This window comes from Pseudomonas sp. BRM28, from assembly GCF_002939405.1.
Lineage (GTDB): Bacteria > Pseudomonadota > Gammaproteobacteria > Pseudomonadales > Pseudomonadaceae > Aquipseudomonas > Aquipseudomonas palmensis.
Map to the genome: position 1 here is coordinate 2,905,283 of NZ_PEFV01000001.1, position 26,369 is coordinate 2,931,651.

Sequence of the window (26,369 nt, forward strand, 5' to 3'; positions counted from 1 at the left end):
TGCGATCCTCTATCGTGTCTGGATCGTGGATTGCACATGAAACTCGCCACAGCCCTGGAACAGACCTCCCTCAGCCAGGCCACCGTGGTCGCGGGCAGGCAATGCCTGGACCGCGACCTGGCGTGGGTGCATATCGTCGATCACCCCGACATCTTCAACTGGCTGAAAAAGGGCGACCTGCTGCTGACCACCGGCTACAACTGGCCGCAAGACCCGCAAAAATGCCGCGACATGGTTCGCCGCCTGGCCGAGCTGGGCCTGGCCGGGGTCGTGATGGCAGTCCCGCACTTTCACGAACACTTCCCCCAGGCGGCCATCGAAGAGGCCGACCGCTGCTGTTTCCCTTTGCTGGAACTGCCTTGGGAAGTCGCCTTCAGCGACATCACCCAGCAGGTTCTCGAACAGATCATCAACTTCCAGACCCGCATCATCCGTCGCTCCGACCTTATCCACCGCATGCTCACCCGCGCTGCCATCGAGGCCGACAACCTGCAGAGCCTGGCCAGCGCCCTCACCAGCGCCCTGGAACTGCCGGCGCTGATCGTGGCCAGCTCCGGCAGTGTGCTGGGGGCCAGCGAGCCGGCCAATGACGCCGTGGAGCTTGCCGTGATGCGCCACCTGAACGAGCAGGCCAACCTGCTGCAGGGGGTCGAGCCGCAGGTGCTGGAGCTGGACGCCGATGCCGGCGCGTTTCGCCTGGGCTGCCCCATCCGCCTGCAGGGCGAGCGGGTCGGGGTGGTGTGGCTCAAGGGCCAGCGGGACAGCTTCGAGGAGCTGCACTGCCGCGCAGTGGAACATGCTGCGCTGATCGCCGCCCTGCAGCTGTCCCATCAACGCGAATTGCTGGACCAGGAAAACCGCCTGGGCCATGCGCTGGTGGCAGGGCTGCTGGAAGGCAAGTTCCCCGAAACGCCGCGCGCCATCGAACGTGCGCTGGTGTCCGGCTGGTGTCATACCCGCGACTACCGCGTGTGCCTGGTGTTGCTGGACGAGCCGATTCCCCTCAGCCGCGAGGGCTTCCAGCGGCGCAAGGAGCAGGCCGAGCGCATCACCGAGATCATGCAGGGGTTGGGAATCGCGCCCCTGCTGTCGGTGTCGTTGAACCAGATCAGCCTGATCGTGCCGGCCGATGTGATGCCCGAGTCGATCTGGAAGCATATTCGACTGGACGGCGGCGCCATGGCCGCCAGCCGCGTGCACCGGGGCGTGGCAGGCATGGCCCAGGGCGCCGGGGATGTGGCCACCCTGCTGCCGCTGCTGCGCCCGGGCAAGCTGCATGGGTTTGACGAAGTGCTGTTTCCGCGGGCGCTGATGGGCGACGACGATGCACGGCGCATGCTGCTGGAGCGCCTGGTGACCCCGCTGACCCGGCACAAGAACGGTGCCATGCTCATGGAAACCCTGTGCACCCTGGCCAGCGAAGGCTTTCAGCTGGCCAGCAGCGCCCGCTGCCTGGACATCCACATCAGCACATTACGCTACCGCGTGGAGCGCATCGAAGAGCTGCTGCAGCTGTCGATGGAGAACCCGCAGGCGCGCTTTCAGCTGCAGGTGGCAACCGAGATGTACCGCCTGCAGAACGACGCCTGACAAACAATCTGCTGCCTGTACCGCCAGGTGGCGGGCCAGGCCCGCTCCAGCAGGCCGTCAGTGGCCTTGCGGGAGCGGGCTTGACCGGCGCTGGAGACACCTCGACCACCCCCGCAGCATAGTGTGCTGCCAACCCCCTCAATACGGCATTTATGCCTGGCCCAAGCGGCCATCTCGGCATCGGTCACTGCGTGCCTGTTCTTACAATCGTGCCATTCACCGGACCCGTAGAAGGCACCCTCTCCATGTTGAAAAGCACACTGCGTGACCCCTCGCTGCTTGTCGAACGCGCTTACGTCAATGGCAGCTGGATCGATGCCGACAACGGCGAAACGATTGCCGTGATCAACCCCGCCGACGGTAGCGAAATCGCCCGGGTCCCGGCCCTCGGCGCCGCCGAGACGCGACGCGCCATCGAGGCCGCCCAGGCCCGTTTCGAAAGCTGGCGCGAAGTCCCCGCCGCCACCCGCGCACGTCACCTGGAAGCCTGGTACAGCCTGATCCTGGAAAACCAGGAAGACCTGGCGCTGATCATGACCGCCGAACAAGGCAAGCCCCTGAGCGAGTCGCGCGGCGAAATCGGCTACGGCGCCAGCTTCGTCAAATGGTTTGCCGAAGAGGCCCGTCGCATCTACGGCGACACCATCCCCGCGCCCACCAACGACCGCCGCATCCTGGTGCTCAAGCAGCCGATCGGCGTGGTGGCGGCCATCACCCCGTGGAACTTCCCCAACGCGATGATCACGCGCAAATGCGCGCCGGCCCTGGCCGCCGGCTGCACCGTGCTGGTCAAGCCGTCCGAGATGACCCCGCTGTCGGCCCTGGCCCTGGCGGTACTGGCAGATCGTGCTGGCATCCCGGCCGGGGTGTTCAACGTGCTCACCGGCCTGCCTGCCGGCATCGGCAGCGAAGTGACCGCCAACCAGGCCGTGCGCAAGTTGTCGTTCACCGGCTCCACGCGCATCGGCAAGCTGCTGATGAGCCAGTGCGCCGACACCCTCAAGCGCCTGAGCCTGGAGCTGGGTGGCAACGCGCCGTTCATCGTGTTCGACGACGCCGACCTCGACCTGGCGATTGCCGGGGTGATGCTGAGCAAGTTCCGCAACGCCGGGCAGACCTGCGTGTGCGCCAACCGAATTCTGGTGCAGGACGGCATCTACGACCGCTTCGCCGAGCGCCTGCGGGCTGCCGTGGCCGAGCTGAAGGTGGGTGATGGCCTGGGCGAGAACGTGACCATCGGCCCGCTGATCAACGCCGCCGCCGTCGCAAAAGTCGCCAGCCACATCGGCGATGCGGTGGAAAAAGGCGCCAGCATCTCGATTGGCGGCATGCCCGACGACACCGGCCTGTTCGTGCAGCCGACCGTGCTGCTGGACGCCACCACCGACATGCTGCTGGCCACCGAAGAGACCTTCGGCCCGGTTGCCCCGCTGTTCCGTTTCAAGGACGAAGCCGAGGCCCTGGCCATCGCCAACGCTACCCCGTTCGGCCTGGGCGCCTACTACTTCACCCAGGACATGCGCCGCGCCTGGCGTGTGGGCGAGCGCCTGGAGTTCGGCATGGTCGGCCTGAACACCGGGATCATCTCCATGGAAGTGGCCCCGTTCGGCGGCATGAAACAGTCCGGTACCGGCCGTGAAGGCTCCAAGTACGGCCTGGACGAGTTCCTCGAAATCAAGGCCTGGCACATGGGCGGCCTCGACTGAATACCTGCGTTCCCGAACCCCTGACACCATCGTTAGTTAATGGAGCTGCACCATGAATTCTGCACTGACTGAAAATCAACGCCTGCTGGCCCTGCGCGAGCAGCACGTACCCCGCGGCATCGCCACCGCCCACCCGATCGTGGTCAGCCACGCCCAGGGTTCGGAGCTGTGGGACGTGGACGGCAAGCGCTACCTGGACTTCGTCGGCGGCATCGGCGTGCTCAACGTCGGCCACAACCACCCGCGTGTGGTCGAGGCCGTGCGCCGCCAGGTGGGCGAGATCTCCCATGCCAGCTTCCAGGTGGTGGCCTATGCGTCGTACATCGACGTGGCAGCGCGCCTGAACGCCATGGTCGGTGGCGGCGAAGCCTACAAGAGCGTGCTGTTCACCTCCGGCGCCGAAGCGGTGGAGAACGCCATCAAGATCGCCCGTGGCTACACCAACCGCCCGGCGGTGATCTCGTTCCGCGGCGGCTTCCACGGGCGCACCCTGCTGGGCGTCACCCTGACCGGCATGAGCCAGCCGTACAAGCAGAACTTCGGCCCGTTCCCGGCCGAGATCTACCACGCCACCTACCCCAACGAATACCGCGGCGTGAGCAGTGACGACGCCCTGGCCGAACTCGACCACCTGTTCGCCACCGACGTGGCCCCCGACCGCGTGGCGGCCATCCTGATCGAGCCGGTGCAAGGCGATGGCGGCTTCCTGCGCGCCCCCGATGCCTTCCTGCGTGCCCTGCGCGAACGCTGCACGCGCCACGGCATCGTGCTGATCCTGGACGAGATCCAGGCCGGCTTCGGGCGTACCGGCAAGCCGTTCGGCTTCCAGCACTCGGGCATCCAGCCTGACCTGGTGACCGTGGCCAAGAGCCTGGCCGGCGGCATGCCGCTGTCGGGTGTGGTGGGGCGTGCCGAGATCATGGATGCGCCGACCCCGGGCGGCCTGGGCGGCACCTACGGCGGCAACGCCGTGGCCTGCGCGGCTGCACTGGCGGTGATGGACCTGTTCGAGGAAGAAGACCTGCTGGCCCAGGGCGAGCAGCGTGCGGTGCAACTGCGTGAAGGCCTGCTGGCCCTTCAGAACCGCTACCCGTGCATCGGCGACGTGCGTGGCCTGGGCTTCATGCAGGCCATCGAGATCGTGGCCGACGACGCCGCGCAGACCCCGGACGCGAACCTGGCCCAGGCCATCATCGACCAGGCCCGTGAAGCCGGCCTGCTGGTGATCAAGTGCGGCGTGTACCGCAACGTGGTGCGCTTCCTGGCACCGCTGGTGACCACCGAGGCGCAGATTTCCGAAGCGCTGCGCATGCTCGACCAGGCGTTGACCCGCGCTACGGCGTAATCCGCCCCTCTGCGGCGCCACCTTCGCTGGCAATGCCGGCTCCCGCCGGGAGCGGTCTTGCCAGCGAAGGCCCCGTGGGTGAAAGTGTGTTTTTTTGTCATCCCGCATTTCAGGAGTCAGGAATGGAAGCGGCAACCAAGCTCGATCGGATCGATATCAACATCCTGGTCCAGTTGCAGAAAGACGGCCGCATGACCAACGTCAGCCTGGCCGAAGCCGTGGGGCTGTCGCCCAGCCCGTGCCTGCAACGGGTCAAGCGACTCGAGGCGGCAGGCTATATCAGCGGCTACGAAGCCCACCTGAACCTGGCCAAGTTCGCCAACTCGGTAACCATCTTCACCGAAGTCACACTGAGCGACCACAAACGCTCCGACTTTCAGAAATTCGAATCGAGCATTCGCAACATCGACGAAGTGCTCGAATGCCACCTGATCAGCGGTGGCTATGACTACCTGGTGCGCTTTCTGACCAGCAGCATCCAGCATTACCAGGAGCTGATGGAAACCATCCTCGACCAGAACATCGGCATCGAGAAGTACTTCAGCTACATCGTGATCAAGTCGCCGGTGATGAAGAACAAGGTGCCCCTGCGCAGCTTGCTCGCCGCCGTCTAGCGCCTGGCCTCGGCCTGCTGTTCATGCAGGCTGTCGAACAACGCCTGGGCCGCAGCCGACAGTTCGTGGCCCGGCTTGCTCAGCACCCCGATGGCACGTTCCACCGGGTCGCGCAGGGTGATGCAGCGCGCGCCCAGCTCGTGCATCTGGCCGGCGCACAGGGCCGGCACCGCGCTGACCCCAAGCCCGCTGGCCACCATGCGACCCACTGTCACCAGTTGATGGCTCTCGAACTCCACCGCCAGCTTCATGCCGCGCGCCTTGAGGTGCTCTTCGAGCATCACGCGCACGTTCGAGGGCCGTTGCAAGGTGATGAACGGCTGCTGCAGCAAGGTCTGCCAGTCGATTTCATCCAGCGCGGCCAGGGGCGAATCCAGCGGCACCACGGCAGTGAACCGGTCGACGTACAGGGGCGAGAACACCAGCGACGAGCCTTCGAACGGCTCGAACGCCACCCCCAGCTCCACCTGGCGGTCACGCACCATCTCCAGTACCTGTTCGTTGATCACGTCGTTCACCGTGACCCCGATGTTCGGGTAGCGGGTGCGAAAGTTCTTCAGGATGGGCGGCAGCAGGTTGCCGGCGAACGACGGCATCGCCGCGATGGTCACGCGCCCGCGCTGCAGGGTGAAGCGCTGGCGGATCTCGTCCTCGGCGTTGTCCCAGTCGGCAAGCAGGCGGCGCGCCAGGGGCAGCAGCGATTCGCCTTCCGGGGTCAGCGTGACGTTGCGCGTGGTGCGCGTGAACAGCCGCCCGCCCAGGCCCTCCTCCAGCGACTTGATGGTCAGGCTCAGTGCCGACTGCGACAGGTGCAGACGCTCGCAAGCCACCGCAAAACTCAGGCTCTGGGCCACTGCCCAGAAGGCACGCAGTTGCTTGACGGTCATGCTGACTCCGGCAAAAGGGGGAATTGTTGAGGTTTATCGATCAATCCATCTCAAAAATCAACTTAACAAATATATGTAATGGCGCAACACTCACGCCACTGGACCACTAACAAGGAGAATATTCCATGCAAGACGTCGTCATTGTCGCGGCCACTCGTACCGCCATCGGCAGTTTCCAGGGTTCGCTGGCCGCCATCCCGGCCCCGGAGCTGGGCGCAGCGGTGATCCGCCGCCTGCTGGAGCAGACCGGGCTGGCCGGCAGCGAAGTGGATGAGGTGATTCTGGGCCAGGTGCTCACCGCCGGCAGCGGCCAGAACCCGGCGCGCCAGGCCGCGATCAAGGCCGGCCTGCCCCATGCGGTACCGGCCCTGACCCTGAACAAGGTCTGCGGCTCGGGCCTCAAGGCCCTGCACCTGGGCGCCCAGGCGATCCGCTGTGGCGACGCCGAGGTGATCATCGCCGGCGGCATGGAGAACATGAGCCTGGCCCCCTACGTGCTGCCTGCCGCGCGTACAGGCCTGCGCATGGGCCATGCCAGCATGATCGACAGCATGATCAGCGACGGCCTGTGGGATGCCTTCAACGACTACCACATGGGCATCACCGCCGAGAACCTGGTGGACAAGTACGCCATCACCCGTGAGGCCCAGGACGCCTTTGCCGCCGCCTCGCAGCAAAAGGCCTGCGCGGCCATCGAGGCCGGCCGCTTTGCCGACGAGATCACCCCGATCCAGATCCCGCAGCGCAAGGGTGAGCCGCTGGTGTTCGCCACCGACGAACAGCCCCGCGCCGGCACCACCGCCGAGTCGCTGGCCAAGCTCAAGCCGGCGTTCAAGAAGGACGGCAGCGTGACGGCGGGCAACGCCTCGAGCCTCAACGACGGCGCAGCGGCGGTGCTGCTGATGAGCGCGGCCAAGGCCAAGGCCCTGGGCCTGCCGGTACTGGCGCGCATTGCGGCCTATGCCAATGCGGGCGTGGACCCGGCGATCATGGGTATCGGCCCGGTCAGCGCGACCCGTCGCTGCCTGCAGAAGGCCGACTGGTCGCTGGATCAGCTGGACCTGATCGAAGCCAACGAAGCCTTCGCGGCCCAGGCGTTGTCGGTGGGCCAGGAGCTGGGCTGGGACGCGAGCAAGGTCAACGTCAACGGCGGCGCGATTGCCCTGGGCCACCCGATCGGTGCCTCGGGTTGCCGTGTGCTGGTGTCGTTGCTGCACGAGATGATCAAGCGTGATGCGAAGAAGGGCCTGGCAACCCTGTGCATCGGTGGTGGGCAGGGTGTGGCGTTGGCCATCGAGCGCGCCTGACCCTCGATCTGCAGCGCCTCGTCGCGGGTCAAGCCCGCTCCCACAGGATTGCCGTGGCACCTGTGGGAGCGGGCTTGACCCGCGATGGCGTCGACACCTTGCATCGCCTGGCTACTGCACCTGCACCATCAGTTCCACCTGCACCTTGGCCAGCATGTGCTCCATCCCCCCGCCCCGGCGTATTCCGCGCACCGGGCACGCATCCAGGTAATCCAGCCCCACCGCCAGCTTCAGGTGGCGCTCGGGCCTGGCCAGCCGATTGGTGATATCGAAACTGTACCAGCCCTCCCCCAGCCAGGCTTCGGCCCAGGCATGGCTGGCCAGGTGCGTGGCGTCCTCGGTGCACAGGTAGCCCGACACATAGCGCGCCGGGATACCCAGGCTGCGCACACAGGCCAGAAACGCATGGGTATGGTCCTGGCAAACCCCCGCCTGCCTGGCGAACGACTCGGCCGCGGTAGTGCCCACCTCGGTCGCGCCGGGGCTGTAGGGCATGTGCTCGGCCAGCGCATTCATCAGCTCGATCAGCGCCGCCCTGTCGCGCCGCTCGCCGCAATGCTGCGCGGCAAACGTCAGCAGCGCCTCGTCGGCGGCGGTCAGCGGGCTGCTGCGCAGAAACGGCAGCGGCGACTGCAGGTCCGGCTCCACCTCGCGGGTGGGGTCGATCTCCACCTGGCCGTGGGCGCACAGCACGATCTCGCCGTGGGGCTCGTCCAGGGTCAGTACATGCAGCACGTTGCCATAGGGGTCGAGCTGGCTGCGCACCTTGCGCGGCATGTCCACCTGCCAGTCGATGACCCGCTGGCGCTCGCTGTCCTGGGGCGTGAGGCGCAGGAACTGGATGCTGGTGCACACCTCGTTGGCATAGCTGTAGGTGGTGTCGTGGCGAATGGACAGTTTCATACCACCTCCAGGTAGGCGTCGTGAATGGCCTGGCCCAGGTCGCGTACCTGATCGATGAACTCGATCAGCCAGGCGTGCAGGCCTGCATCGAGGATCTCGTCGATGCCGGTGTAGCGCAGGCGAGCGTTGAGGCCGGCGGCCAGGCGCTGCGCAGGGCGACCATTGATGCCGGGCAGGTTGGACAGTTCAAGGTCCAGCTCCTGGATGCAGGCATGCAGCGAGCGCGGCACCTCGGCGCGCAACAGCAGCATTTCCGAAACCTGCTCGGCGTTCGGTGCGTTGCGGTAGATCTCGTTGAACGCCTCGAACGACGACAGGGCGCGCAGCAAGGCGCTCCACTGGTAGTAGCCACGGGCCGACTTGTCGCTGACCTCCTCCGACTCCTCGCCAAACATCTCGTAGCGCGCATCCAGCAGGCGCAAGGTGTTGTCGGCACGCTCTATGAAGGTGCCCAGGCGAATGAAGCCATAGGCCTCGTTGCGCATGATGGTGCCCGAGGTGGCCCCGCGAAACAGGTGCGAACGCTCCCGCACCCATTCGCAGAACTGGCTGATGCCGTAGCGGCCCAGGCCGTTGCCGGCAATGGCGCGCATCTCCAGCCAGGTGGCATTGATGTTCTCCCACATGTCGGCGGTGATGCGCCCGCGCACGGCGTGGGCATTGCTGCGCGCCGCACGCAGGCAGCAGTAGATGCTGCCGGGGTTGGCCTCGTCCAGGGCAAAGAAGTGCAGCATGTGCTCGGTGTCGAGCGCGCCGTGGCGGGCCTTGTAGTCTTCCAGCGTGCCGGCCGCCAGCAGCGACATGGCCAGCTCCGCGTGGCCGTCGCTGCGCCCGGCCTGGGGCATCAGCGACAGCGAATAGCTCACTTCGAGCATGCGCGCGAGGTTTTCCGCGCGCTCCAGGTAACGCGACATCCAGTAGAGGTCTGCAGCGGTTCTTGAAAGCATGGTTCAGTCCTCCACCACCCAGGTGTCCTTGGTACCGCCGCCCTGCGACGAGTTGACCACCAGCGAGCCTTCGCGCAGCGCCACCCGCGTGAGGCCGCCGGGCACCAGGCGGGTCTGGCTGCCCGACAGCACGAACGGGCGCAGGTCGATATGGCGCGGGGCGATGCCGCTTTCGACAAAGGTCGGGCAGGTGGACAGGCACAAGGTGGGCTGGGCGATGTAGTCCTGCGGGCGAGCCTTGAGGCGCAGGCGGAACGCTTCGATCTGCGCTGCCGTCGACGCCGGCCCCACCAGCATGCCGTAGCCGCCCGAACCCTGGGTTTCCTTGACCACCAGGTGCTCCAGGTTGGCCAGCACATGGGACAGCTCGGCCGGCTTGCGGCACTGCCAGGTGGGCACGTTCTTCAGGATCGGCGCTTCGTCCAGGTAGAAGCGGATCATCTCGCCCACGTAGGGGTAGATCGACTTGTCGTCCGCCACCCCGGTGCCGACCGCATTGGCCAGCACCACGTTGCCCAGGCGGTAGGCGGCAATCAGGCCGGGCACCCCGAGCATCGACTCAGGGTTGAAGGTCAACGGGTCGAGGAAGGCGTCATCCAGCCGGCGGTAGATCACGTCCACCGGCTGGGGGCCGCAGGTGGTGCGCATGAACACGCGGTCGTCACGCACGAACAGGTCGGCGCCTTCCACCAGTTCCACCCCCATTTCGCGGGCCAGGAACGCATGCTCGAAGTACGCGCTGTTGAAGCGCCCCGGGGTCAGCACCACCACCGTGGGGTTGTCCAGCGGGCTGGCGCTCCTGAGCGTGTCGAGCAGCAGGTTGGGGTAATGGTCGATGGGCGCGATGCGCTGGGCGGCGAACAGCTCGGGGAACAGGCGCATCATCATCTTGCGGTCTTCGAGCATGTAGCTCACGCCGCTGGGGGTGCGCAGGTTGTCCTCGAGCACGTAGTAGCTGCCGTCGCCATCGCGCACCAGATCCACCCCCGCGATATGCGCATAGAGGCCCCGGTGCAGCCCCAGGCCACGCATGGCCACCTGGTAGCCCTCGTTGGCCAGCACCTGCTCGGCCGGGATGATGCCGGCCTTGAGGATGCGCTGCTCATGGTAGATATCGGCCAGGAACATGTTCAGTGCCTGCACCCGCTGGATGCAGCCACGCTCGATGACCTGCCATTCGCTGGCCTTGATGCTGCGCGGAATGATGTCGAACGGGATCAGGCGTTCGGTGCCCTGCTCGTCACCGTAGAGCGTGAAGGTGATGCCTGCGCGGTGGAACAGCAGGTCGGCTTCGCGGCGGCGTTGCGCCAGCAGTTCCAGCGGCGTGTCCGCCAGCCAGCGGGCAAACTCGCGGTAATGCGGGCGACACTGGCCCCCTCCGGCATACATTTCGTCAAAAAAAGCTCCGGACATACCCCACTCCTCGCCGTGTTCGTAACGGCTTCTTCTAATTGGCTGCTGTCTTCCAGTACCCGGGCCTTTCAACAGACTTTAGCAAGGGCTGTGCCCAACGCCCGGGAATCGCTCTGCCACGCCCCTCGAGCGCGACGGGCGACCCGAGCGGTGCATGCATTCGCCCCATAACGGTGCGCGCAACCTGCCCGGTGCACGCTGCGCACCTTTTCGTAAAGACTTGTATCTACGGGGCCTCCCCAGCAGCACATGGCGATCTGGTGGCCTAGAATGCCGACACCTCTTTTCTGCGAGTTGCTGCCATGACCGCTTCGCCATTGCTGACCGCCTTCCTGCCCGTTGCGCTGGGCATCATCATGTTCGGCCTGGGGCTTTCGCTGACCCTGGCCGACTTCGCCCGGGTGGTGAAATACCCCAAGCCGGTGGTCATCGGCCTGGTGTGCCAGATCCTGCTGCTGCCCTTCATCTGCTTTCTGATTGCCAACGGTTTTGGCCTGGCACCGGCCCTGGCGGTCGGCCTGATGTTGCTGGCGGCCTCGCCCGGTGGCACCACCGCCAACCTGTTCAGCCACCTGGCGCACGGTGACGTGGCGCTCAACATCACGCTGACGGCGGTGAACTCGCTGATCGCGATCCTGACCATGCCGCTGCTGGTCAACCTGTCGCTGAGCTACTTCATGAGCGCCGACCAGGCCATCCCGCTGCAGTTCGCCAAGGTGCTGCAGGTGTTTGCCATCGTGCTGGTGCCGGTGGCACTGGGCATGCTGGTGCGGCGCCTGACCCCGGCCTTCGCGGCGCGCATGGAGAAACCGATGAAGCTGGTGGCGGCGCTGTTCCTGGCCGGCACGGTGATGCTGGCGCTGATGAAAGACTGGGCCACCGTGGTCGAGTACGCGCCCCTGGTAGGCGCAGCCGCGCTGTTGTTCAACCTGGTGAGTCTGGGGCTGGGCTACTATGTGCCGCGGATACTGAAGATTCCGAAGCGCCAGGCCATCGCCATCGGCATGGAGATCGGCATCCACAACGGTACGCTGGCGATTGCACTGGCGCTGAGCCCGACCCTGCTCAACAACTCGACCATGGCCATTCCAGCGGCGCTGTACAGCCTGATCATGTTCTTTACCGCCGCCGGGTTTGGATGGTGGGTGAGCCGCAACCCGGAACCGGTGGCAGTGCTCGACTGACTGCACGGCAAGGCCGGCTGCTACGGGGTTCTGTGAACGGCGCAACCCCCTGTAGGAGCCGGCCTTGCCGGCGAAGCAAGCCAACACCGTTCAATTGCGTTGCTCCAATCGCCGCTGCCGTCTACCCAGCCAGCCCCCGGTAGCCGCCCACCCCAGCGCAATCCCCGCCCCGATCAGCATCGCCAGTTGCGGGTGCTCACCCAGCACATCCAGCCCGCGCTTGACCCAGCCACTTAGCGCATCGCCACCGCGATAGACCACCGTGTCGATGAAGTTCTTGGCGCGGTACTTCTGCTCGGCCGGCAGCACGGTGTACAGCATCTCGCGCCCCGGCCGTACCAGCGCATACTCCCCCGCACGGCGCACCACCATCACTACCACGAACACCGCAAACACCGGGGCCAGGGCCAGCCACAGGAAGCCGGCCACCATCACCAGCGGCACCGCCACCAGCAACACGCCCACCCCCATGCGCCGCGCGATGCGCCCTGTGAAAAACAACTGGGTGAGGATCGCCAGCGCCTGCACCACGGTGTCGATCAGGCCGAACACCTGGGTCTGGCGGGTGCGGTCGGTAAAGGTCTGTGCCACCAACCGCGCCTGCTCGAAGTACAAGAAGGTGCTGATGCTGGCCAGCAGCACCACGAACAGCGCCAGCATCAAGAGGTAGGGCGAACGCAGCACCTCGCCGGCCCCGGCGAACGGGTTGCCGCCCAGCGGCCGGGAGCGCGGGTGTTCGGCCTCCGCCGGCAAGGGCGCACGGTCGCGCCAACGCTGCAGGTAGGTTGCCGCGCCGATACTGCCCAGCAGAAACAGCGTGGCCAGCAGCACCAGCCCGGCATGCCCGACCACGCCCACCAGCAGGGTACCCAGTATCGGCCCCACCAGCCCGCCCAGGCTCGCACCGGCTGCCAGCAACCCGAACAGGCGCTTGGCCTGCTCGTTGCTGAACAGGTCGGCCAGTACGCTCCAGGCCAGCGAGATGCTCAGCAGGTTGAACACCGACAGCCAGATGTAGAACGCCCGGGCCACCCACAGGTTGTCGGGCTGCACCGCGAACACCAGGGCGAAGGCCAGCAGGTTGCTTGCCAGAAAGCCGTAGGTCCAGGGCAGGATTCTGCGCCGCCGGGCCCGCGCCACCACCCAGCCGAACAGCGGCAATGCCAGCAAGGTGACGATGAAGGTGCCGGTGAACAGCCATTGCAGGTTGTCGACGCCGCCGGCCACCCCCATGGTCTCGCGTACCGGTCGCAGCATGAAATAGCCGGCGAACAGCAGGAAGAACAGCGCAAGGCCGCCCACCACCGCCGGGGTTTCGTCGTCGTGAAAGGTGAACAGCCGGCCCAGCAGGCGCATCAGCCGAACATCTTGATCAGCGCCTGCTGCCGGGCCGTGTCGAGCAACGCGCCACTGCCGGCCTTGAGCTGGTCGCGTTGACGGTCCGGGCGGCTGGTGGCCGGGATCACGGTCGTCACTGCCGGGTGACTGAGGGCAAATTTGAGAAACAGCTGCGCCCAGCTGCCGATGCCGGCTTCGCTGGCCCAGCCCGGCAACGGCTGGCCCTTGACCCTGGCAAACAGCCTGCCATCGTCGAAGGCGCGGTTGATCAGTACCGCCACGCCCTTGTCCTGCGCCAGCGGCAGCACCGTGCGCGCGGCGCCAGGCGCATTCACCGAATAGTGGATCTGGATGAAGTCCAGCGGCTCGCGGCGCAGGATGCGCTCCAGTTCGTCCAGCCCGCCATCGGTGTAATGGGTAACGCCCACGTAACGGGTCTTGCCCTGAGCCTTGAGTTCACGGGCGTAGGGCAGTTGGCGCTGCCAGTCGCGCAGGTTGTGCACCTGCAGCAGATCGACCTTGTCGGTGCGCAGGCTGCGCAGCGTCTGGGCCCATTGCGCCTGCGCCGCAGCCTGGCTGTCGGCGGCGATCTTGGTGGCCAGGAAGGTGCGCTCGCGCCAGCCGCCCTCCTCCAGCAACTGGCCGAGTATCGCGTCGGCGCCGCCATAGTTGGGCGAGGTATCGATGACCCGGCCGCCACCGTCGAAGAACACCTGCAGCACCGCTTTGAGCTGCTGGTACTCGGGGGAACCCGCCGTCACCTCGAAACTGCCCGAGGTGCCGGCGCCGATCACCGGCAAGGCCTCGCCGGTGGACGGCACCTTGCGCTCGAGCAGCGCCGTGTGGGGCTGCGCCAGGGCGTGCGGGCGGCTCAGCAGCAGCCCCAGGCCAGCGGCCAGGGCAGCACTGGTGGCGAGAAAACGACGACGCGTAGGCATGCGCAGGCCTCCTGCAAAGCGGCGTTGGAAGGGGTCAAAGGGTCAAGCATAGACCATGGCCCAACGGCGCCGATTTGCTCAATTGCCATGCGCTTCTATATTGAGCTAGTCCCTGTTGCGAGTGCCAAGCGTGGCCAGCACCGATCGGTTGATCATCTGCGAACACTGCGACTGCGTGTATGAACGGGTCGAGCTCGCCAAACACCAGAAAGCGCTATGCCTGCGTTGCGGCGCCGTGCTGCAGCGCCATAACGGCCTGGATGTACAGCAGCGCCTGGCGCTGAGCCTCACTGCAGCGATCCTGTGGATGTTCGCCAACTTCTACCCGGTGATGAGCATCAGCCTGCAAGGCCTGCACAACAGCGCCACGTTATGGGACTCGGTGCGCGCCCTGGCCACCGGGCCGATCACCTTCATCGCCCTGGTGGCCGCCATCGCGATCATCATCGCGCCGATGTTCCTGCTGTTGCTGCTGCTGTGGGTGCTGGTGCATGCCCTGGGCCGACGCCGCTCACCGGCCTTCAGCCTGTGCATGCGCTGGCTGGAAACCCTGCGCCCGTGGAGCATGCTGGAGGTGTGCCTGCTGGGGTCGATGGTGGCGGTGTTCAAGCTGGCCGGGCTGCTCGATGTGCTGCCAGGCCTGGGGTTGATCGCCCTGGCCGCCCTGAGCCTGCTGATGATCCGCCTGGCCGGGCGCGATATCCGCGACCTGTGGGTGTACCTGTCTTGAACGCGCCGCCGCTGGCCAGCGAGCTGGGCCTGGTGCTGTGCCATGCCTGCGGGCTGGCCTGCGACAACCGCGACCACCCCACCCAGTGCCCTCGCTGCGCAGCGCCGCTGCATGAACGCAAGCCCGAGTCGCTGACCCGAACCTGGGCGTACCTGATCGCCGCCCTGGTGTTCTACATCCCGGCCAACCTGCTGCCGGTGATGAACACCAAGCTGTTCGGTGCCGGCGACGACAGCACCATCATGAGTGGCGTGCTCGAGTTCTGGTCCCATGGCTCATGGGACATCGCACTGATCATCTTCATCGCCAGCATCGCGGTGCCGGCCACCAAGTTCGTGGCCCTGGGCCTGCTGCTGGTGACGGTGCAGCGCGGCAGTACCTGGGCCCAGCGCCAGCGTTCGAAGCTGTTCCGCTTCGTCGAGCTGATCGGCTACTGGTCGATGCTCGATGTGATCGTGGTGGCGCTGGTTGCCGCGCTGGTCAAGTTCCAGGCCCTGGGCGACATCGAGCCGCGCCTGGGCATTCTGTTTTTCGGCATGGTGGTGGTGTTCACCATGCTCGCGGCCATGAGCTTCGACCCCCGCCTGATCTGGCAACCGCCCAACGGCAAGGAACCCGCGCATGAGTGAAGACAGCAACCACAGCGCGGCACAACCGGCTCGCCCGGCGGTGCAGACCCGGCGCTTCAGCGTGTCGCTGGTGTGGATCGTGCCGATCGTGGCAGTGCTGGTGGGCATCTCGCTGGTGGTGCACAACTGGCTGCAGGAAGGCCCCAGTATCCAGGTCACCTTCAAGACCGGCCAGGGGCTGGAGGCCAACAAGACAGCAGTGAAGTACCGCAACGTGGTGATCGGCCAGGTCAGCGAAGTGGAGCTCAGCCAGGACCAGAAGAGCGTCACCGCCACCATCAAGCTGGTCAAGCAGGCCGAGAACTTCACCCGCCAGGACTCGCTGTTCTGGGTGGTGCGCCCGCGCATCGGTGCGGGCGGCGTAACGGGTATCGACACGCTGTTCTCCGGTGACTTCATCGGCGCCGATGCCGGGCAGTCGGACACCCGCGCCAAGACCTTCACCGGCCTGGAGACACCACCGCCAATCACCTACGGCGAACCCGGCAAGCGCTTCAACCTGCATGCCTCCGACCTCGGCTCGCTGGGCGTCGGCTCGCCGGTGTACTACCGCAAGATCCAGGTCGGCCAGGTGGTGTCGTACGCGCTGGACGCCAACGGCAAAGGGGTCAATGTCGAAGTGTTCGTGCACGCCCCCAACGATGCCTTCGTCACCGACAACACGCGGTTCTGGAACGCCAGCGGCGTGGATGTCGAGGTGGGTGCCAACGGCTTTGCCCTGCGCACCGAGTCGCTGTCGTCGCTGATGGTCGGCGGCGTGGCCTTCAGGGCCCCGGACTACAGCCCCGACGACCAGCCGGCAGCCGAGGACAAGACCTTCGAGCTGTTCGACGACCGCCCCGCCGCCCTCGCCCCGCCGGCGGGCAAGGCGCAGTACCTGGCGCTGCGCTTCGACCAGTCGCTGCGCGGGCTCAAGGTGGGCGCACCGGTGGAGTTCCTGGGCATGGAATTCGGCCGGGTAGTCGCCATCAACCTCGACTTCGACGCCAAGACCCGCACTTTTCCGGTGAATGTGGGCATCGTGATCTACCCGCAACGCCTGGGCCAGGCGCATACCAAGATGCTCAAGGTGCTCAATCACAACCCTGACGATGAACAGGCCGGCGTCCGCCTGATGGGCACCTTCATCGACAACGGCCTGCGCGCCCAGGCCCGCAGCGGCAACCTGTTGACCGGGCAGTTGTACATCGCCCTGGATTTCTACCCCAAGGCGCCCAAGGTGACCTTCGACCCGACCGCGCGCCCCATCACCATCCCGACCATCCCCAGCAGCCTGGAGCAACTGCAGGAGCAGTTCCAGGCCATGGTCGAGAAGATCAACAAGCTGCCCATCGAACGCATCGCCGGCAACCTGGACGCCAACCTGGTGGAGCTGCGCAAGGCGCTCAAGCAGTTCAACGGCAAGACCTTGCCCGGCATCGAGGGCACGCTGCAGGACATGAGCACCACGCTCAAGAGTGCCAATGCGACCCTGGCCGACGACTCGCCACAGCGCGAGCAGCTGTCGCAGACCCTGGACGACCTGGGCCGCATGACCCGCTCGATGCGCGAGCTGGCCGACTACCTCAAGCGCAACCCCGAGTCGCTGCTGCGCGGGCGGCCCGACAATGCCCCTGCCGATGCCTTGCAACCTTCCTCGCGCCAATGAGCACTGGAGCCCGCCCCATGACCTATCTGCTCAAACCTTCGCTGCTTGGCATCGCGCTGTTGCTGGTGGCCTGTCGCAGCGAGCCGGTGCACTACCACACCCTGGTGCCTGCGCAGCTGCAGGCCGGGGCGACCCGTGCGGTAGACGTACGCATAGAGTCCATCAGCGTGCCGCCCCAGGTCGACCGCGAGCAGATCGTCGTGCGTCAGGGCGACAGCGGCCTGGCGGTGCTCGACAGTGAATGGTGGGGCGCCAGCCTGGTGGATGAACTGCGCAGCGCCTTGAGCGGCCAGCTCAACAGCAATGCACCGCGCACCCTGGGCCTGCGCCTGGAGGTGCAGCGCTTCGACTCGGTACCCGGGCAATACGCCCTGCTGGAGGCGCGCTGGCGCCTGCGTACGCTGGGCGGCGATGCCAACCGCCCCGCCCTGCGCTGCCACAGCCTGGTACGCAGTGCGGCGGGCACCGGGATTGCCGAGCTGGTAGCAGCCCAGCAACGCAACGTGGCGCGCCTTGCAGGGCTCATAGCCCAGGCGGCCGATGACACCCGGGCCGGGTGCCCGGCCTCCGGTTCCTGAGGCATCGGGCCGGTCAGCTCACTGGGCCGAGCCCACCGGCATGCCCTGCGGCCCCGGTGTGACCACCACGTCCAGGTCGATATGCTTGAACTCGGGCTTGGCACCAAGGCGTGCATTGAAGCGGTAGTTGAAACTGAACGGATCGTTGGTCGGCACGTTGAGCGCGTGTCCGTAGATCGGCTCGACCGCCGCGGCGTCATACCCCAGCAACTGCAGCAGCGTGGGGAAGATGTTGTAGTGGCTGGAGCGGTCCTTGTTGGTCGCCAGTTGCGCCTGCCAGTCCAGGGTCTTCAGGCCCTGGCCCTGGATCACCACCAGCGGCACCAGGCCCTCTTCCTCAACCGGGTTCTCGCCACAGTGGGTGTTGAGCCCCGGGTTGCCGCGTTCATGCAGGTCCTGGCCATGGTCGGAGGTGTAGATGATCACCGCCTGGCTCAGGTCGGCCTGGGCAAACAGGCGCTTGAAGAATTCGCCCACGCTCCACAGCACGCTGTTCTTGTACGAGTTGCGGTACAGCACCCAGTCCTGCGGGGTACCACTGAACCCGTCGCGCTGACCGGTATCGGCGATGTCGGCATAGTGGCCCCGCGGCAACGCCGGCGTGTAGGTCATGAACGCATCCGGGTACTTGTCGTGCACCGGAAAATGCACCCCCACCTTGTTGATCACGATCAGTTGCGGCTTGCCGTCGCCCAGCAGCTCCACGAGCTTTTGCAGTGCGGCCATGTCGCGGTCACGCACCGGGGTGGTATCGAACTGGATGAACTGGTCGATGTCGCGCTTTTCGGTGGCATCCATCAGGTTCTGCAGGTTGCCGCCGGTGCGCTGGCTGTCGATGTAGACGGTGCCAAGCCCGGCCTGTTTGGCGTACTGCCAGATCGACGGCAGGGTCGAGTTGATGCGCAGGTAATCGCTGCGGGTGCCGCCGTAGCGCAGCGTGACGTTGGTGTCGGCGCTGCAATTGGCGATGGAGGCGGCATAGCCGTAGTTGAAGATGCTAGCCCCCGGCTGGGGGTGGGTGAGGTTGCTGGTGACCCCGTTGGGGGTATTGAGGTCCAGGTAGTTGCCCGAAACGCTCTCGTCGATGATCAGCACGATATCGCGCGCCAATGGCGGGCCGCTGCGCGCCAGCGTCACTGGCTGGCGCGGGCCCACGCTGTCGTGCAGCGATTCGTAGAGGAACAGGTTCAGGTAGGCCAGCGGCGTGTACATCACCGGCAGGCCGCGTGCGCCCTCGCCGGCACGCACGAACAGGATGCCGGTCAACAGCGCCAGGCCCAGCAGCGGTGCGGCCCACGCCAGGGTGCCGGGCAGCCGCTGCACCGGGTCCGGGCGCAGGCCCAGCCCCAGCAGCAACAGCAGCCCCTTGGCCGCGACCCCCAGGATCACGCTGTGGTACTGCTCAAGCGCCTCGCCGATGAACCCACCCGAATACACCATCGAAACGAAGGCGCTGTAGGTGAGGTATTCGGCGGTTATGCGCGTATAGGCGTCGAAAAACACCGCGCTGGCACAGAACCCCACTGCAAACAGCCAGCGCACCAGGCCCTGGCGTATGTTCGCGCACAGCCACAGGGCAGCCACCAGCAGCACGAACACACCGGCATACAACACCAGTGCCACCCCCAGCCCGATCGCCTCGAGACGCTCGAGGTAGTACGCATGGAAACTCAGAAGGTAGACCAGCAGCAACAGTCCCTTGATGTAAACGCGCATGACTTCCCCGCCAGAAATGTTTCCCCCCAGCCCACTGAGGTTTCCCACACGGTAGCAGGATGCCGACAAAGCGCAAACCACAGTTTGTCAAAAAAATGACGAAATGCAGGGCGCCGATTATGACGTTTTTCAAGCGGGAATCTGATGCATTCGCGAAACAACCCACATTCCACGAGCCACGTTTTACGCGGGCTACGACCGTTCATCGCATTGACAACCGGCCAAGTGCCAGCCCATTTCGACGCTAAGGTACGGATTGGAAAAGGGTTGATGGCAAAACAGTGGAACTCCTACCACCTGTAACTCTACAGATACATGCCATAGGTTTGACACAAACCGGCTCAGCTGGTCTATACCGAATTCACACCCGCTGTTTCACTTTCATTACTCCATACGAGGCACGCCAGCATGGATGTGAGCGTATTTGGCACCGGTTATGTCGGACTTGTGCAAGCTGCCGCCTTGGCTGACGTAGGTCACCGGGTACTCTGTGTCGATGTAGACGCCCATAAAATCAGTCAGTTGCGACAAGGTGTTCCACCTATACATGAGCCTGGCCTGTCGAGCATGCTCGAGGAAAACATCAAGGAAGGTCGGCTGTCGTTCAGTACCCAGGCCAGCGATGCCGTCGCCCACGCCGAGCTGATCTTCATTGCAGTCGGCACCCCACCGGACGAAGACGGCTCGGCCGACCTTTCCCACGTGCTGGGCGTCACCCGGCAGATCGCCGGCCTGATGGCGGCGCACCGCACCCTGATCATCAAGTCCACCGTGCCGGTGGGCACCGCCGACAAGGTGGCCGCGCTCGCCCGCGAGGAGCTCGACCGGCTGGGCAAGCATCAACTGCAGGTGCGGGTGGTCTCCAACCCCGAGTTTCTCAAGGAAGGCAGCGCCCTGGCCGACTGCATGCGCCCGGATCGGATCATCGTCGGTACCGCCGATGACCAGGCCCAGCAGCAGTTGTCCGAGCTGTACGCGCCGTTCTGCCGCAATCATGAAAAGCTCATGTTCATGGACAACCGCAGCGCCGAGCTGACCAAGTACGCAGCCAACGCCATGCTCGCCACGCGCATCAGCTTCATGAACGAACTGGCCAACCTCAGCGAGTTCCTCGGTGCCGACATCGAATCGGTGCGCAAGGGCATCGGCTCGGACCCACGCATCGGCTATCACTTCATCTACCCGGGCTGTGGCTTTGGCGGGTCGTGCTTCCCCAAGGACCTGCGTGCGCTGCTGCATACTGCCGAACACAGCGGCATGCCGCTGCGCCTGCTGCAGAGCGTGAGCGAAATCAACGACAGCCAGCGCCAGATCCTGTTCAGCAAGCTCAAGCGCAGCTTCCCCGGCAGCCTGAAGGGCAAATCCATCGCCCTGTGGGGCCTGGCCTTCAAACCCAATACCGACGACATGCGCGAAGCCCCCAGCCGCTACCTGATGGAGGCGCTGTGGGCCGAGGGCGCCACGGTGCGCGCCTTCGACCCCGAAGCCATGGCCGAATGCCGGCGCCTGTATGGCTACCGCGACGACCTGCAACTGTGCGCCACCCGTGACGACACCCTGGAGGATGCCGATGCGCTGGTGATCTGCACCGAGTGGAAGACCTTCCGCGTGGTGGATTTCAACCTGCTGGCGCAAAAGCTGCGCCAACGCCTGATCATCGACGGACGCAACCTCTACAGCCCCGAACAGGTGGCAACCTTCGGCCTGACCTACAGCGGCATCGGCCTGCGCCAGGTACAACCGCAGGTATCGGCGCCATGAGAATACTGGTCACCGGTGCGGCCGGCTTCGTCGGCGCACACTGCACACTGCGCCTGTTGCGCGACGGCCATCAGGTCGTGGGCCTGGACAATTTCAACGACTACTACGACCCCGCGCTCAAGCAAGACCGCGTGCGCTGGGTCCAGGCCCAGGCCGGCGATTTCGACCTGCGCCGCCTGGACCTGGCCGACGGCCCAGGCATCGAGGCGCTGTTCGCCGAGTTCGCCCCCGAGGTGGTGATCCACCTGGCCGCCCAGGCCGGGGTGCGCTATTCGCTGGACAACCCGCGTGCCTACGTGGACAGCAACCTGGTGGGTTTCCTCAACATGCTCGAGGCCTGCCGCCGCCATCCGGTGCAGCACCTGCTGTATGCCTCCTCAAGCTCGGTGTACGGCAGCAACCAGCGCACACCCTATGCCGTGCAGGACGCAGTGGACCATCCGCTGTCGCTGTACGCCGCGAGCAAGAAGGCCAACGAACTGATGGCCCACAGCTACAGCCACCTGTTCGCCATCCCCACCACCGGGCTGCGCTTTTTCACGGTGTACGGCCCGTGGGGGCGCCCGGACATGTCGCCCATCCAGTTCGCCCAGGCCATCAGCCAGGGCCACCCGCTCAAGCTGTTCAACTACGGCCAGCACCAGCGCGACTTCACCTACATCGACGACATCGTCGAAAGCCTGGTGCGCCTGGTCCCGCTGGCCCCGGTCAGCGACCCGGCCTGGGACCGCCTGGCCAGCGACCCGGCCAGCAGCCACGCGCCCTGGCGCATCTACAACATCGGTGGGCAACGGCCGGTGGCCCTGACCGACTACGTGGCGCTGCTGGAAAAACACCTGCAGCGCACCGCCCAGGTCGAGTTGCTGCCCCTGCAGCCAGGTGACGTGCTGGACACCTGCGCCGATGCCAGTGCCCTGGCTCAGGCCACCGGCTTCACCCCGTGCATCTCGCTGGACGAAGGGCTGCGCCGCTTCGTCGCCTGGTTCGTCGATTATTACGCGCACACGCCCGACGACGCTGTGCGGTCCATCGGGCAAACGCCGGTTGCCGCGCCCGAGCATCAACGGAGGGTGGTATGACAGGCCAACAGAAAAGTGCTGAAACCCAGGCCCTGCGCCAGGACAAACGCATGGACCCCAATCACCGCATGCGCATCGATGCGGCGATTCACATGCAGGGCCGTGGCTGGATGACCGGGCGCGCCGGCGGGCGGCCGTGGACGCTGTCGCGCACCAACCGCGTGCTGTCGTTCATCGGCGCGCTGATGATCGTGCTGTTGATTTCACCGCTGCTGCTGGTGCTGGCCGTGCTGGTCAAGCTGAGCAGCCCCGGCCCGGTGTTCTTCGTGCAGCAGCGCACCGGCTACCGCGGGCGCAGCTTCGGCATGTACAAGTTCCGCACCATGGTCGCCAACGCCGAGGACCTCAAGGAGTCGGTGCGCCACCTGAACAAGCACGGTGCCGACGCCATCGACTTCAAGATCGACAAGGACCCGCGCGTAACCCGCATCGGCAGCTTCCTGCGGCGCAGCAGCCTGGACGAGCTGCCCAACCTGTTCAACGTGATCCGCGGCGAAATGCGCCTGGTGGGCCCTCGCCCGACCTCCTTCAACGCCTATCGCTACAAGGACAGCCACCTGGCGCGCCTGAGCATCTACCCCGGCATGACCGGCCTGTGGCAGATCTCGGGGCGCAGCAACATCGACTTCGACCAGCGGGTCGAGCTTGACCTGAGTTACATCGCCGAACAGAGCTTGAGCCTGGACCTGAAGATCCTGCTCAAGACCCCCTTCAAAGTCTTCAGCGGCCACGGAGCAAGTTGAATGGACGGTTCTACTTCGAGAAGTCTGACCATCGCCACCCCCAGCGAAACCAACCTGACGTCCACCGTGCTGGACCAGGAGCAGCGCGTGCTGCTGCTGACTGCGGCCAATACCGGCAGCGGTACCAGCACCAGTGCGCTGGCCTTCGCCAAGCAGCTGACGCTGATGAGCGGCGGACCGGTACTGCTGGTGGACAGCAGCCCTACCAGCAACAGCCTGACCCAGCAGATGGGCCTGCAGAAGCTGCCCGGCTTTCGCGACCTGCTGTTCGAGCAGGACACCCCGCCCGTGCTGCAGGACTGCCTGGTGCGGGTGTCCGACCAGCCTTTCGACATGCTGCCGTGCGGCCAGTACCGGCGTGGCAACGAACGCCTCAACCCGGACCGCCTGCGTGCCCTGCTGAGCCAGCTCAGCGCGCACTACCGCTTCGTGGTCATCGACGGCGAGGCGGTGTACTCCAGCGTCGACAGCCTGGTGATCGGCACCCTGGTCGATGGCGTGATCCTGGTGGTCACCGCCGAGGACACCCGCTGGGAGGTCGCCCAGGCCGCCGCCCAGCGCCTGACCCAGGCCGGCGCCAAGCTGATCGGCAGCGTGTTCAACCGACGCCGCTACTACATGCCCAAATGGCTTTACAACAATCTCTGAGCAGCCAGGCTAAGGATGACGCTATGAATGTGAAACTGTTCGCCCTGCTGGCGCTGCTGCCTCTGGCAGCCTGCACCAGCCAGGAGCCACGCCAGATGCCGGTGCAGATCATGACTGCCAACGCGGCCAACGCCCAGGACACCGAGCTGCCACGCGGCGAGCAGGCGCTGCGCCCGGGGGACGTGCTCGATGTGATCTTCCATATCAGCACCAGCGGCTCGCAGGCCTATCGCATCCAGCCCGGTGACACCGTCGGCCTGGGCTTCCTTGCGGCCAGCTCGCTCAACGGCAACCAGCTGGTGCTGCCCGATGGCACCATCGAACTGCCACGGGCCAACACCTCGGTGAACGTCGCCGGGATGACCCCGGACGAAGCGCGCCAGGCCATCCAGCAGGCCTACCGCAACAAGCGCCTGTTCCAGCCCAACCGCGACCAGATGACCGTGCAGGTGATCAGCCCGCTGACCAACGAACAGAACCTCAAGAGCGCACTCAACCACCCCGCCACCGGCATGAGCCGCGAGATCACCGTGGGCACCGACGGCCAGGCCAGCTTTCCGGAGGTGGGCGCGGTGCCGCTGCAGGGCATGACAGTCACCCAGCTGCAAACCTTCCTCAACAAGCGCTACGCCGACCTGCCCGGGCGCATGACGGTGGACGTGATGCTCAAGTCCACTGCGGTCAACGAGATCTATGTGCTCGGTGAGGTGGCCCAGCCCGGCGCCTATCCGATCCGGCGCCCGGTATCGGTGCTCGAAGCCCTGACCCTGGCCCGGGGGCCCAGCCTCAAGGCCCGGCTCGACTCGGTGGTGATCATGCGGCGCAACGGCAACCAGGTGCAGGCCGTGCCCTACAACGTCGACAAGGCCCTGGACGCCAGCGCCGCGCAGGTGGCCTACCTGCAGCCCGACGACATGCTCTACGTGCCCAAGACCAAGCTGGCCAGCGCCGGCGAACTGGCCCGGCAACTGGCCGACGTGGTGCTGTTCCAGGGGGTGGGCTTCAGCTTCTCCTACCGCGTCGACAACAAAGACAGCGATAACTAAACCCAGGCAGGTGCACGCGCATGACTACCAAAGAAAACTACCTGCATGAATTCTTCAGGATCCTCTTCGCCAACCGTCAGTTGGTGAAGCGGGTATTCCTGGTGTTCGCAGTGATTGCCCTGTTGCTGCCGCTGGTGCTCAAGCAGAGCTTCGACATCACGGCCGAAGTGATCGTGCAGTCGAAAAAGCTCTCCCAGAGCGATACCAACACCGCCCTGGCCCAGGAGACCGACAAGTTCATTCCGCCTTCGCTGGCCGACATGGAGACCGAGAGCAACATCCTGCGTTCACCCACGCTGATCCGCCAGACCATCACCCAGCTGCGCGACGAGGGCCTGTATGACGTGCCCCCCGGCCTGCTGCAGCGCCTGGTGTTCGGGCCGATCCGCAGCCTGATCGTCAACCCGCTGCGCGAGTATGTGGTCAACCCGGTGCGCAGCCTGTTCGGGCTGGAGGTCGACCCGGTACGCGATACCCAGCTCGACACCCTGACCGACGACGCGATCAAGGACCTGAAGATCGAGACCCTTCCCGGCTCCAACGTGGTATCGATCACCTACAGCTTCCCCGACCCCAAGGTCGGTACGCTGTTCGTCAGCCGTCTGCTCGACAACTACCTGCGCAACCGCCAGAACCTGCAGTCCAACGAACTGCCGCAGGAGTTCTACGAGCAGAAGAAGATGCAGTACCAGGTGCGCATGGATGACCTGGAAAGCAAGCGCCTGGGCATGCTCGAAGGCATCGGCTCGTCCGACCCCAAGGAAGAGATCACCTTCCGCCTCAATGCCATCAACACCGAGGAACAGGCACTCAACCAGTACCGCGATCGCCTGCTGCAGAGCCAGCAGTGGCTGGAATACCTCAAGACCAGCCTGGCTGCGGCCAGCAACGCCAACATGCGCGACTTCGCCTTCCCCTTCACCTTCACCCAGACCGTCGACAACGTGGCCTTCGAGGACCGCGAGATCAAGCAACTGGGCGAGCAGCTGACCACCCAGGTACTGACCTACGTCAGCGACCTGGCAGTGTTCCAGCCCGGCAGCGAGCAGATGCTGCTGCAGCGCGAGCAGATCGCCAAGACCCGCCAGCAGTTTCTCAAGATCGTCGCCAACCGTATCCAGGAGCGCGAGAAGGACCTGGCCGTGGTGCAGAACGTGATCGCGCAGAAAACCCAGCGCATCGCCGACTACAAGAGCCGCGTGCACCAGTTGCAGGAAACCCAGAGCAAGGCGCGTCAGCTGGATACCGAGATCGATGCCCTGCACAAGGCGTTCTTCACCTACACCCAGCGCTACGAGGAAGCCCGTGGCGAGCGCCTGCTGTCGGGTGACGTGTCCAACGCACGGATTCTCAGTGCGCCCTATGAGCCCGCCGAGCCGGCCTTTCCCAAGCCGATGCTGATCATTCCGTTCGGCATGCTCACCGGCCTGCTGCTGGGCATCGCCCTGGTGTACGTGCGCGAGTTCTTCGACCATCGCTTCAAGCACCCCGCGCAGATCACCCAGCAGCTGGGCTTGCCGGTACTGCTGGTGATCAACGACCAGACCCCGGAAACGCACAACCCGCACAAGGGCTGGTCGCTGCCACGGCTGGTGCACTGGGTGCGCAATTGAACGCAG

Annotated in this window: 23 protein-coding genes; 16 read left to right on the top strand and 7 right to left on the bottom strand. The window is 65.5% G+C overall.

All coding sequences use genetic code 11. The features are described from left to right. Window positions 1-36 precede the first annotated feature (36 nt). The 4 genes from CR917_RS13735 (at window position 37) to CR917_RS13750 (ending at window position 5,255) form a co-directional block, all read left to right on the top strand. Window positions 37-1,590: a PucR family transcriptional regulator gene (locus CR917_RS13735; RefSeq protein WP_058540217.1), complete on the top strand. Its 1,554-nt coding sequence runs from the start codon at window positions 37-39 to the stop codon at window positions 1,588-1,590. A 245-nt stretch (window positions 1,591-1,835) separates the two neighbouring features. Further along, a complete protein-coding gene (locus CR917_RS13740) occupies window positions 1,836-3,296 on the top strand; it encodes an NAD-dependent succinate-semialdehyde dehydrogenase (protein ID WP_054914469.1) in 1,461 nt (486 codons plus the stop codon). A gap of 52 nt (window positions 3,297-3,348) precedes the next feature. After that, complete coding sequence (gabT, locus tag CR917_RS13745; RefSeq protein ID WP_043861219.1) at window positions 3,349-4,641, top strand: 4-aminobutyrate--2-oxoglutarate transaminase; 1,293 nt, start codon at window positions 3,349-3,351, stop codon at window positions 4,639-4,641. Between the two features lie 122 nt (window positions 4,642-4,763). Further along, entirely contained in the window at window positions 4,764-5,255 is a 492-nt protein-coding gene (locus CR917_RS13750; RefSeq protein ID WP_043861218.1) for an Lrp/AsnC family transcriptional regulator, read from the top strand. Here the strand turns inward: CR917_RS13750 and CR917_RS13755 are convergent. Next, window positions 5,252-6,142 (bottom strand): LysR family transcriptional regulator, encoded by an 891-nt coding sequence (locus CR917_RS13755; protein WP_043861217.1) that lies wholly within the window; start codon window positions 6,140-6,142, stop codon window positions 5,252-5,254. The genes CR917_RS13750 and CR917_RS13755 overlap by 4 nt on opposite strands. A 125-nt stretch (window positions 6,143-6,267) precedes the next feature. On the opposite strand from CR917_RS13755, the gene CR917_RS13760 reads away from it, so the two are divergent. Beyond that, a complete protein-coding gene (locus CR917_RS13760; RefSeq protein ID WP_043861216.1) occupies window positions 6,268-7,449 on the top strand; it encodes an acetyl-CoA C-acetyltransferase in 1,182 nt (393 codons plus the stop codon). A gap of 111 nt (window positions 7,450-7,560) precedes the next feature. Here the strand turns inward: CR917_RS13760 and CR917_RS13765 are convergent, their stop codons facing one another. From CR917_RS13765 to CR917_RS13775, 3 genes are read right to left on the bottom strand one after another with little or no spacing between them, the layout of a single operon-like run. After that, entirely contained in the window at window positions 7,561-8,352 is a 792-nt protein-coding gene (locus CR917_RS13765; protein ID WP_104572478.1) for a transglutaminase family protein, read from the bottom strand. After that, complete coding sequence (locus tag CR917_RS13770; RefSeq protein WP_043861214.1) at window positions 8,349-9,299, bottom strand: alpha-E domain-containing protein; 951 nt, start codon at window positions 9,297-9,299, stop codon at window positions 8,349-8,351. The genes CR917_RS13765 and CR917_RS13770 overlap by 4 nt, the downstream gene beginning before the upstream one ends. Before the next feature lie 3 nt (window positions 9,300-9,302). Continuing rightward, window positions 9,303-10,712 (bottom strand): circularly permuted type 2 ATP-grasp protein, encoded by a 1,410-nt coding sequence (locus CR917_RS13775; RefSeq protein WP_104572479.1) that lies wholly within the window; start codon window positions 10,710-10,712, stop codon window positions 9,303-9,305. Window positions 10,713-11,014: 302 nt separating this feature from the next. On the opposite strand from CR917_RS13775, the gene CR917_RS13780 reads away from it, so the two are divergent. Further along, entirely contained in the window at window positions 11,015-11,896 is an 882-nt protein-coding gene (locus CR917_RS13780; RefSeq protein WP_054914467.1) for a bile acid:sodium symporter family protein, read from the top strand. 90 nt (window positions 11,897-11,986) lie between these two features. Here CR917_RS13780 and CR917_RS13785 read toward each other — a convergent pair whose 3' ends face one another. Together CR917_RS13785 and CR917_RS13790 are read right to left on the bottom strand one after the other, a co-directional pair. Continuing rightward, a complete protein-coding gene (locus CR917_RS13785) occupies window positions 11,987-13,252 on the bottom strand; it encodes an NTP/NDP exchange transporter (RefSeq protein WP_054914466.1) in 1,266 nt (421 codons plus the stop codon). Continuing rightward, window positions 13,252-14,172, bottom strand: coding sequence for an aldo/keto reductase (locus CR917_RS13790; protein WP_043860616.1), 921 nt, complete (start codon window positions 14,170-14,172; stop codon window positions 13,252-13,254). The genes CR917_RS13785 and CR917_RS13790 overlap by 1 nt, the downstream gene beginning before the upstream one ends. A gap of 130 nt (window positions 14,173-14,302) precedes the next feature. On the opposite strand from CR917_RS13790, the gene CR917_RS13795 reads away from it, so the two are divergent. From CR917_RS13795 to CR917_RS13810, 4 genes are read left to right on the top strand one after another with little or no spacing between them, the layout of a single operon-like run. After that, window positions 14,303-14,902, top strand: coding sequence for a paraquat-inducible protein A (locus CR917_RS13795; RefSeq protein WP_104572480.1), 600 nt, complete (start codon window positions 14,303-14,305; stop codon window positions 14,900-14,902). Then, window positions 14,899-15,531 (top strand): paraquat-inducible protein A, encoded by a 633-nt coding sequence (locus CR917_RS13800; protein WP_058540221.1) that lies wholly within the window; start codon window positions 14,899-14,901, stop codon window positions 15,529-15,531. The genes CR917_RS13795 and CR917_RS13800 overlap by 4 nt, the downstream gene beginning before the upstream one ends. Further along, entirely contained in the window at window positions 15,524-17,179 is a 1,656-nt protein-coding gene (locus CR917_RS13805; RefSeq protein ID WP_078481192.1) for an intermembrane transport protein PqiB, read from the top strand. Before CR917_RS13800 ends, CR917_RS13805 begins: the two co-directional genes overlap by 8 nt. A gap of 17 nt (window positions 17,180-17,196) precedes the next feature. Next, window positions 17,197-17,757, top strand: a complete 561-nt coding sequence (locus CR917_RS13810; RefSeq protein WP_104572481.1) for a membrane integrity-associated transporter subunit PqiC — start codon at window positions 17,197-17,199, stop codon at window positions 17,755-17,757. An 18-nt stretch (window positions 17,758-17,775) separates the two neighbouring features. Here CR917_RS13810 and CR917_RS13815 read toward each other — a convergent pair whose 3' ends face one another. Next, the gene (locus tag CR917_RS13815) at window positions 17,776-19,473 is read right to left on the bottom strand and encodes a sulfatase-like hydrolase/transferase (RefSeq protein ID WP_104572482.1); all 1,698 of its coding nucleotides are present in this window, start codon (window positions 19,471-19,473) and stop codon (window positions 17,776-17,778) included. 408 nt (window positions 19,474-19,881) lie between these two features. Here CR917_RS13815 and CR917_RS13820 point away from each other — a divergent pair, with 408 nt between their 5' ends. The 6 genes from CR917_RS13820 to CR917_RS13845 are packed head-to-tail and all read left to right on the top strand — an operon-like array spanning window position 19,882 to window position 26,363. Continuing rightward, window positions 19,882-21,234: a UDP-glucose/GDP-mannose dehydrogenase family protein gene (locus CR917_RS13820; protein WP_088515058.1), complete on the top strand. Its 1,353-nt coding sequence runs from the start codon at window positions 19,882-19,884 to the stop codon at window positions 21,232-21,234. After that, entirely contained in the window at window positions 21,231-22,313 is a 1,083-nt protein-coding gene (locus CR917_RS13825) for an NAD-dependent epimerase (RefSeq protein WP_088515059.1), read from the top strand. The genes CR917_RS13820 and CR917_RS13825 overlap by 4 nt, the downstream gene beginning before the upstream one ends. After that, window positions 22,310-23,056 (top strand): sugar transferase, encoded by a 747-nt coding sequence (locus CR917_RS13830; RefSeq protein ID WP_043860608.1) that lies wholly within the window; start codon window positions 22,310-22,312, stop codon window positions 23,054-23,056. Before CR917_RS13825 ends, CR917_RS13830 begins: the two co-directional genes overlap by 4 nt. Then, window positions 23,057-23,704 (top strand): CpsD/CapB family tyrosine-protein kinase, encoded by a 648-nt coding sequence (locus tag CR917_RS13835; protein ID WP_043860607.1) that lies wholly within the window; start codon window positions 23,057-23,059, stop codon window positions 23,702-23,704. A 23-nt stretch (window positions 23,705-23,727) separates the two neighbouring features. Then, a complete protein-coding gene (locus CR917_RS13840; protein ID WP_043860606.1) occupies window positions 23,728-24,750 on the top strand; it encodes a polysaccharide biosynthesis/export family protein in 1,023 nt (340 codons plus the stop codon). A gap of 20 nt (window positions 24,751-24,770) precedes the next feature. After that, entirely contained in the window at window positions 24,771-26,363 is a 1,593-nt protein-coding gene (locus CR917_RS13845; protein ID WP_043860605.1) for a GNVR domain-containing protein, read from the top strand. Window positions 26,364-26,369 lie beyond the last annotated feature (6 nt).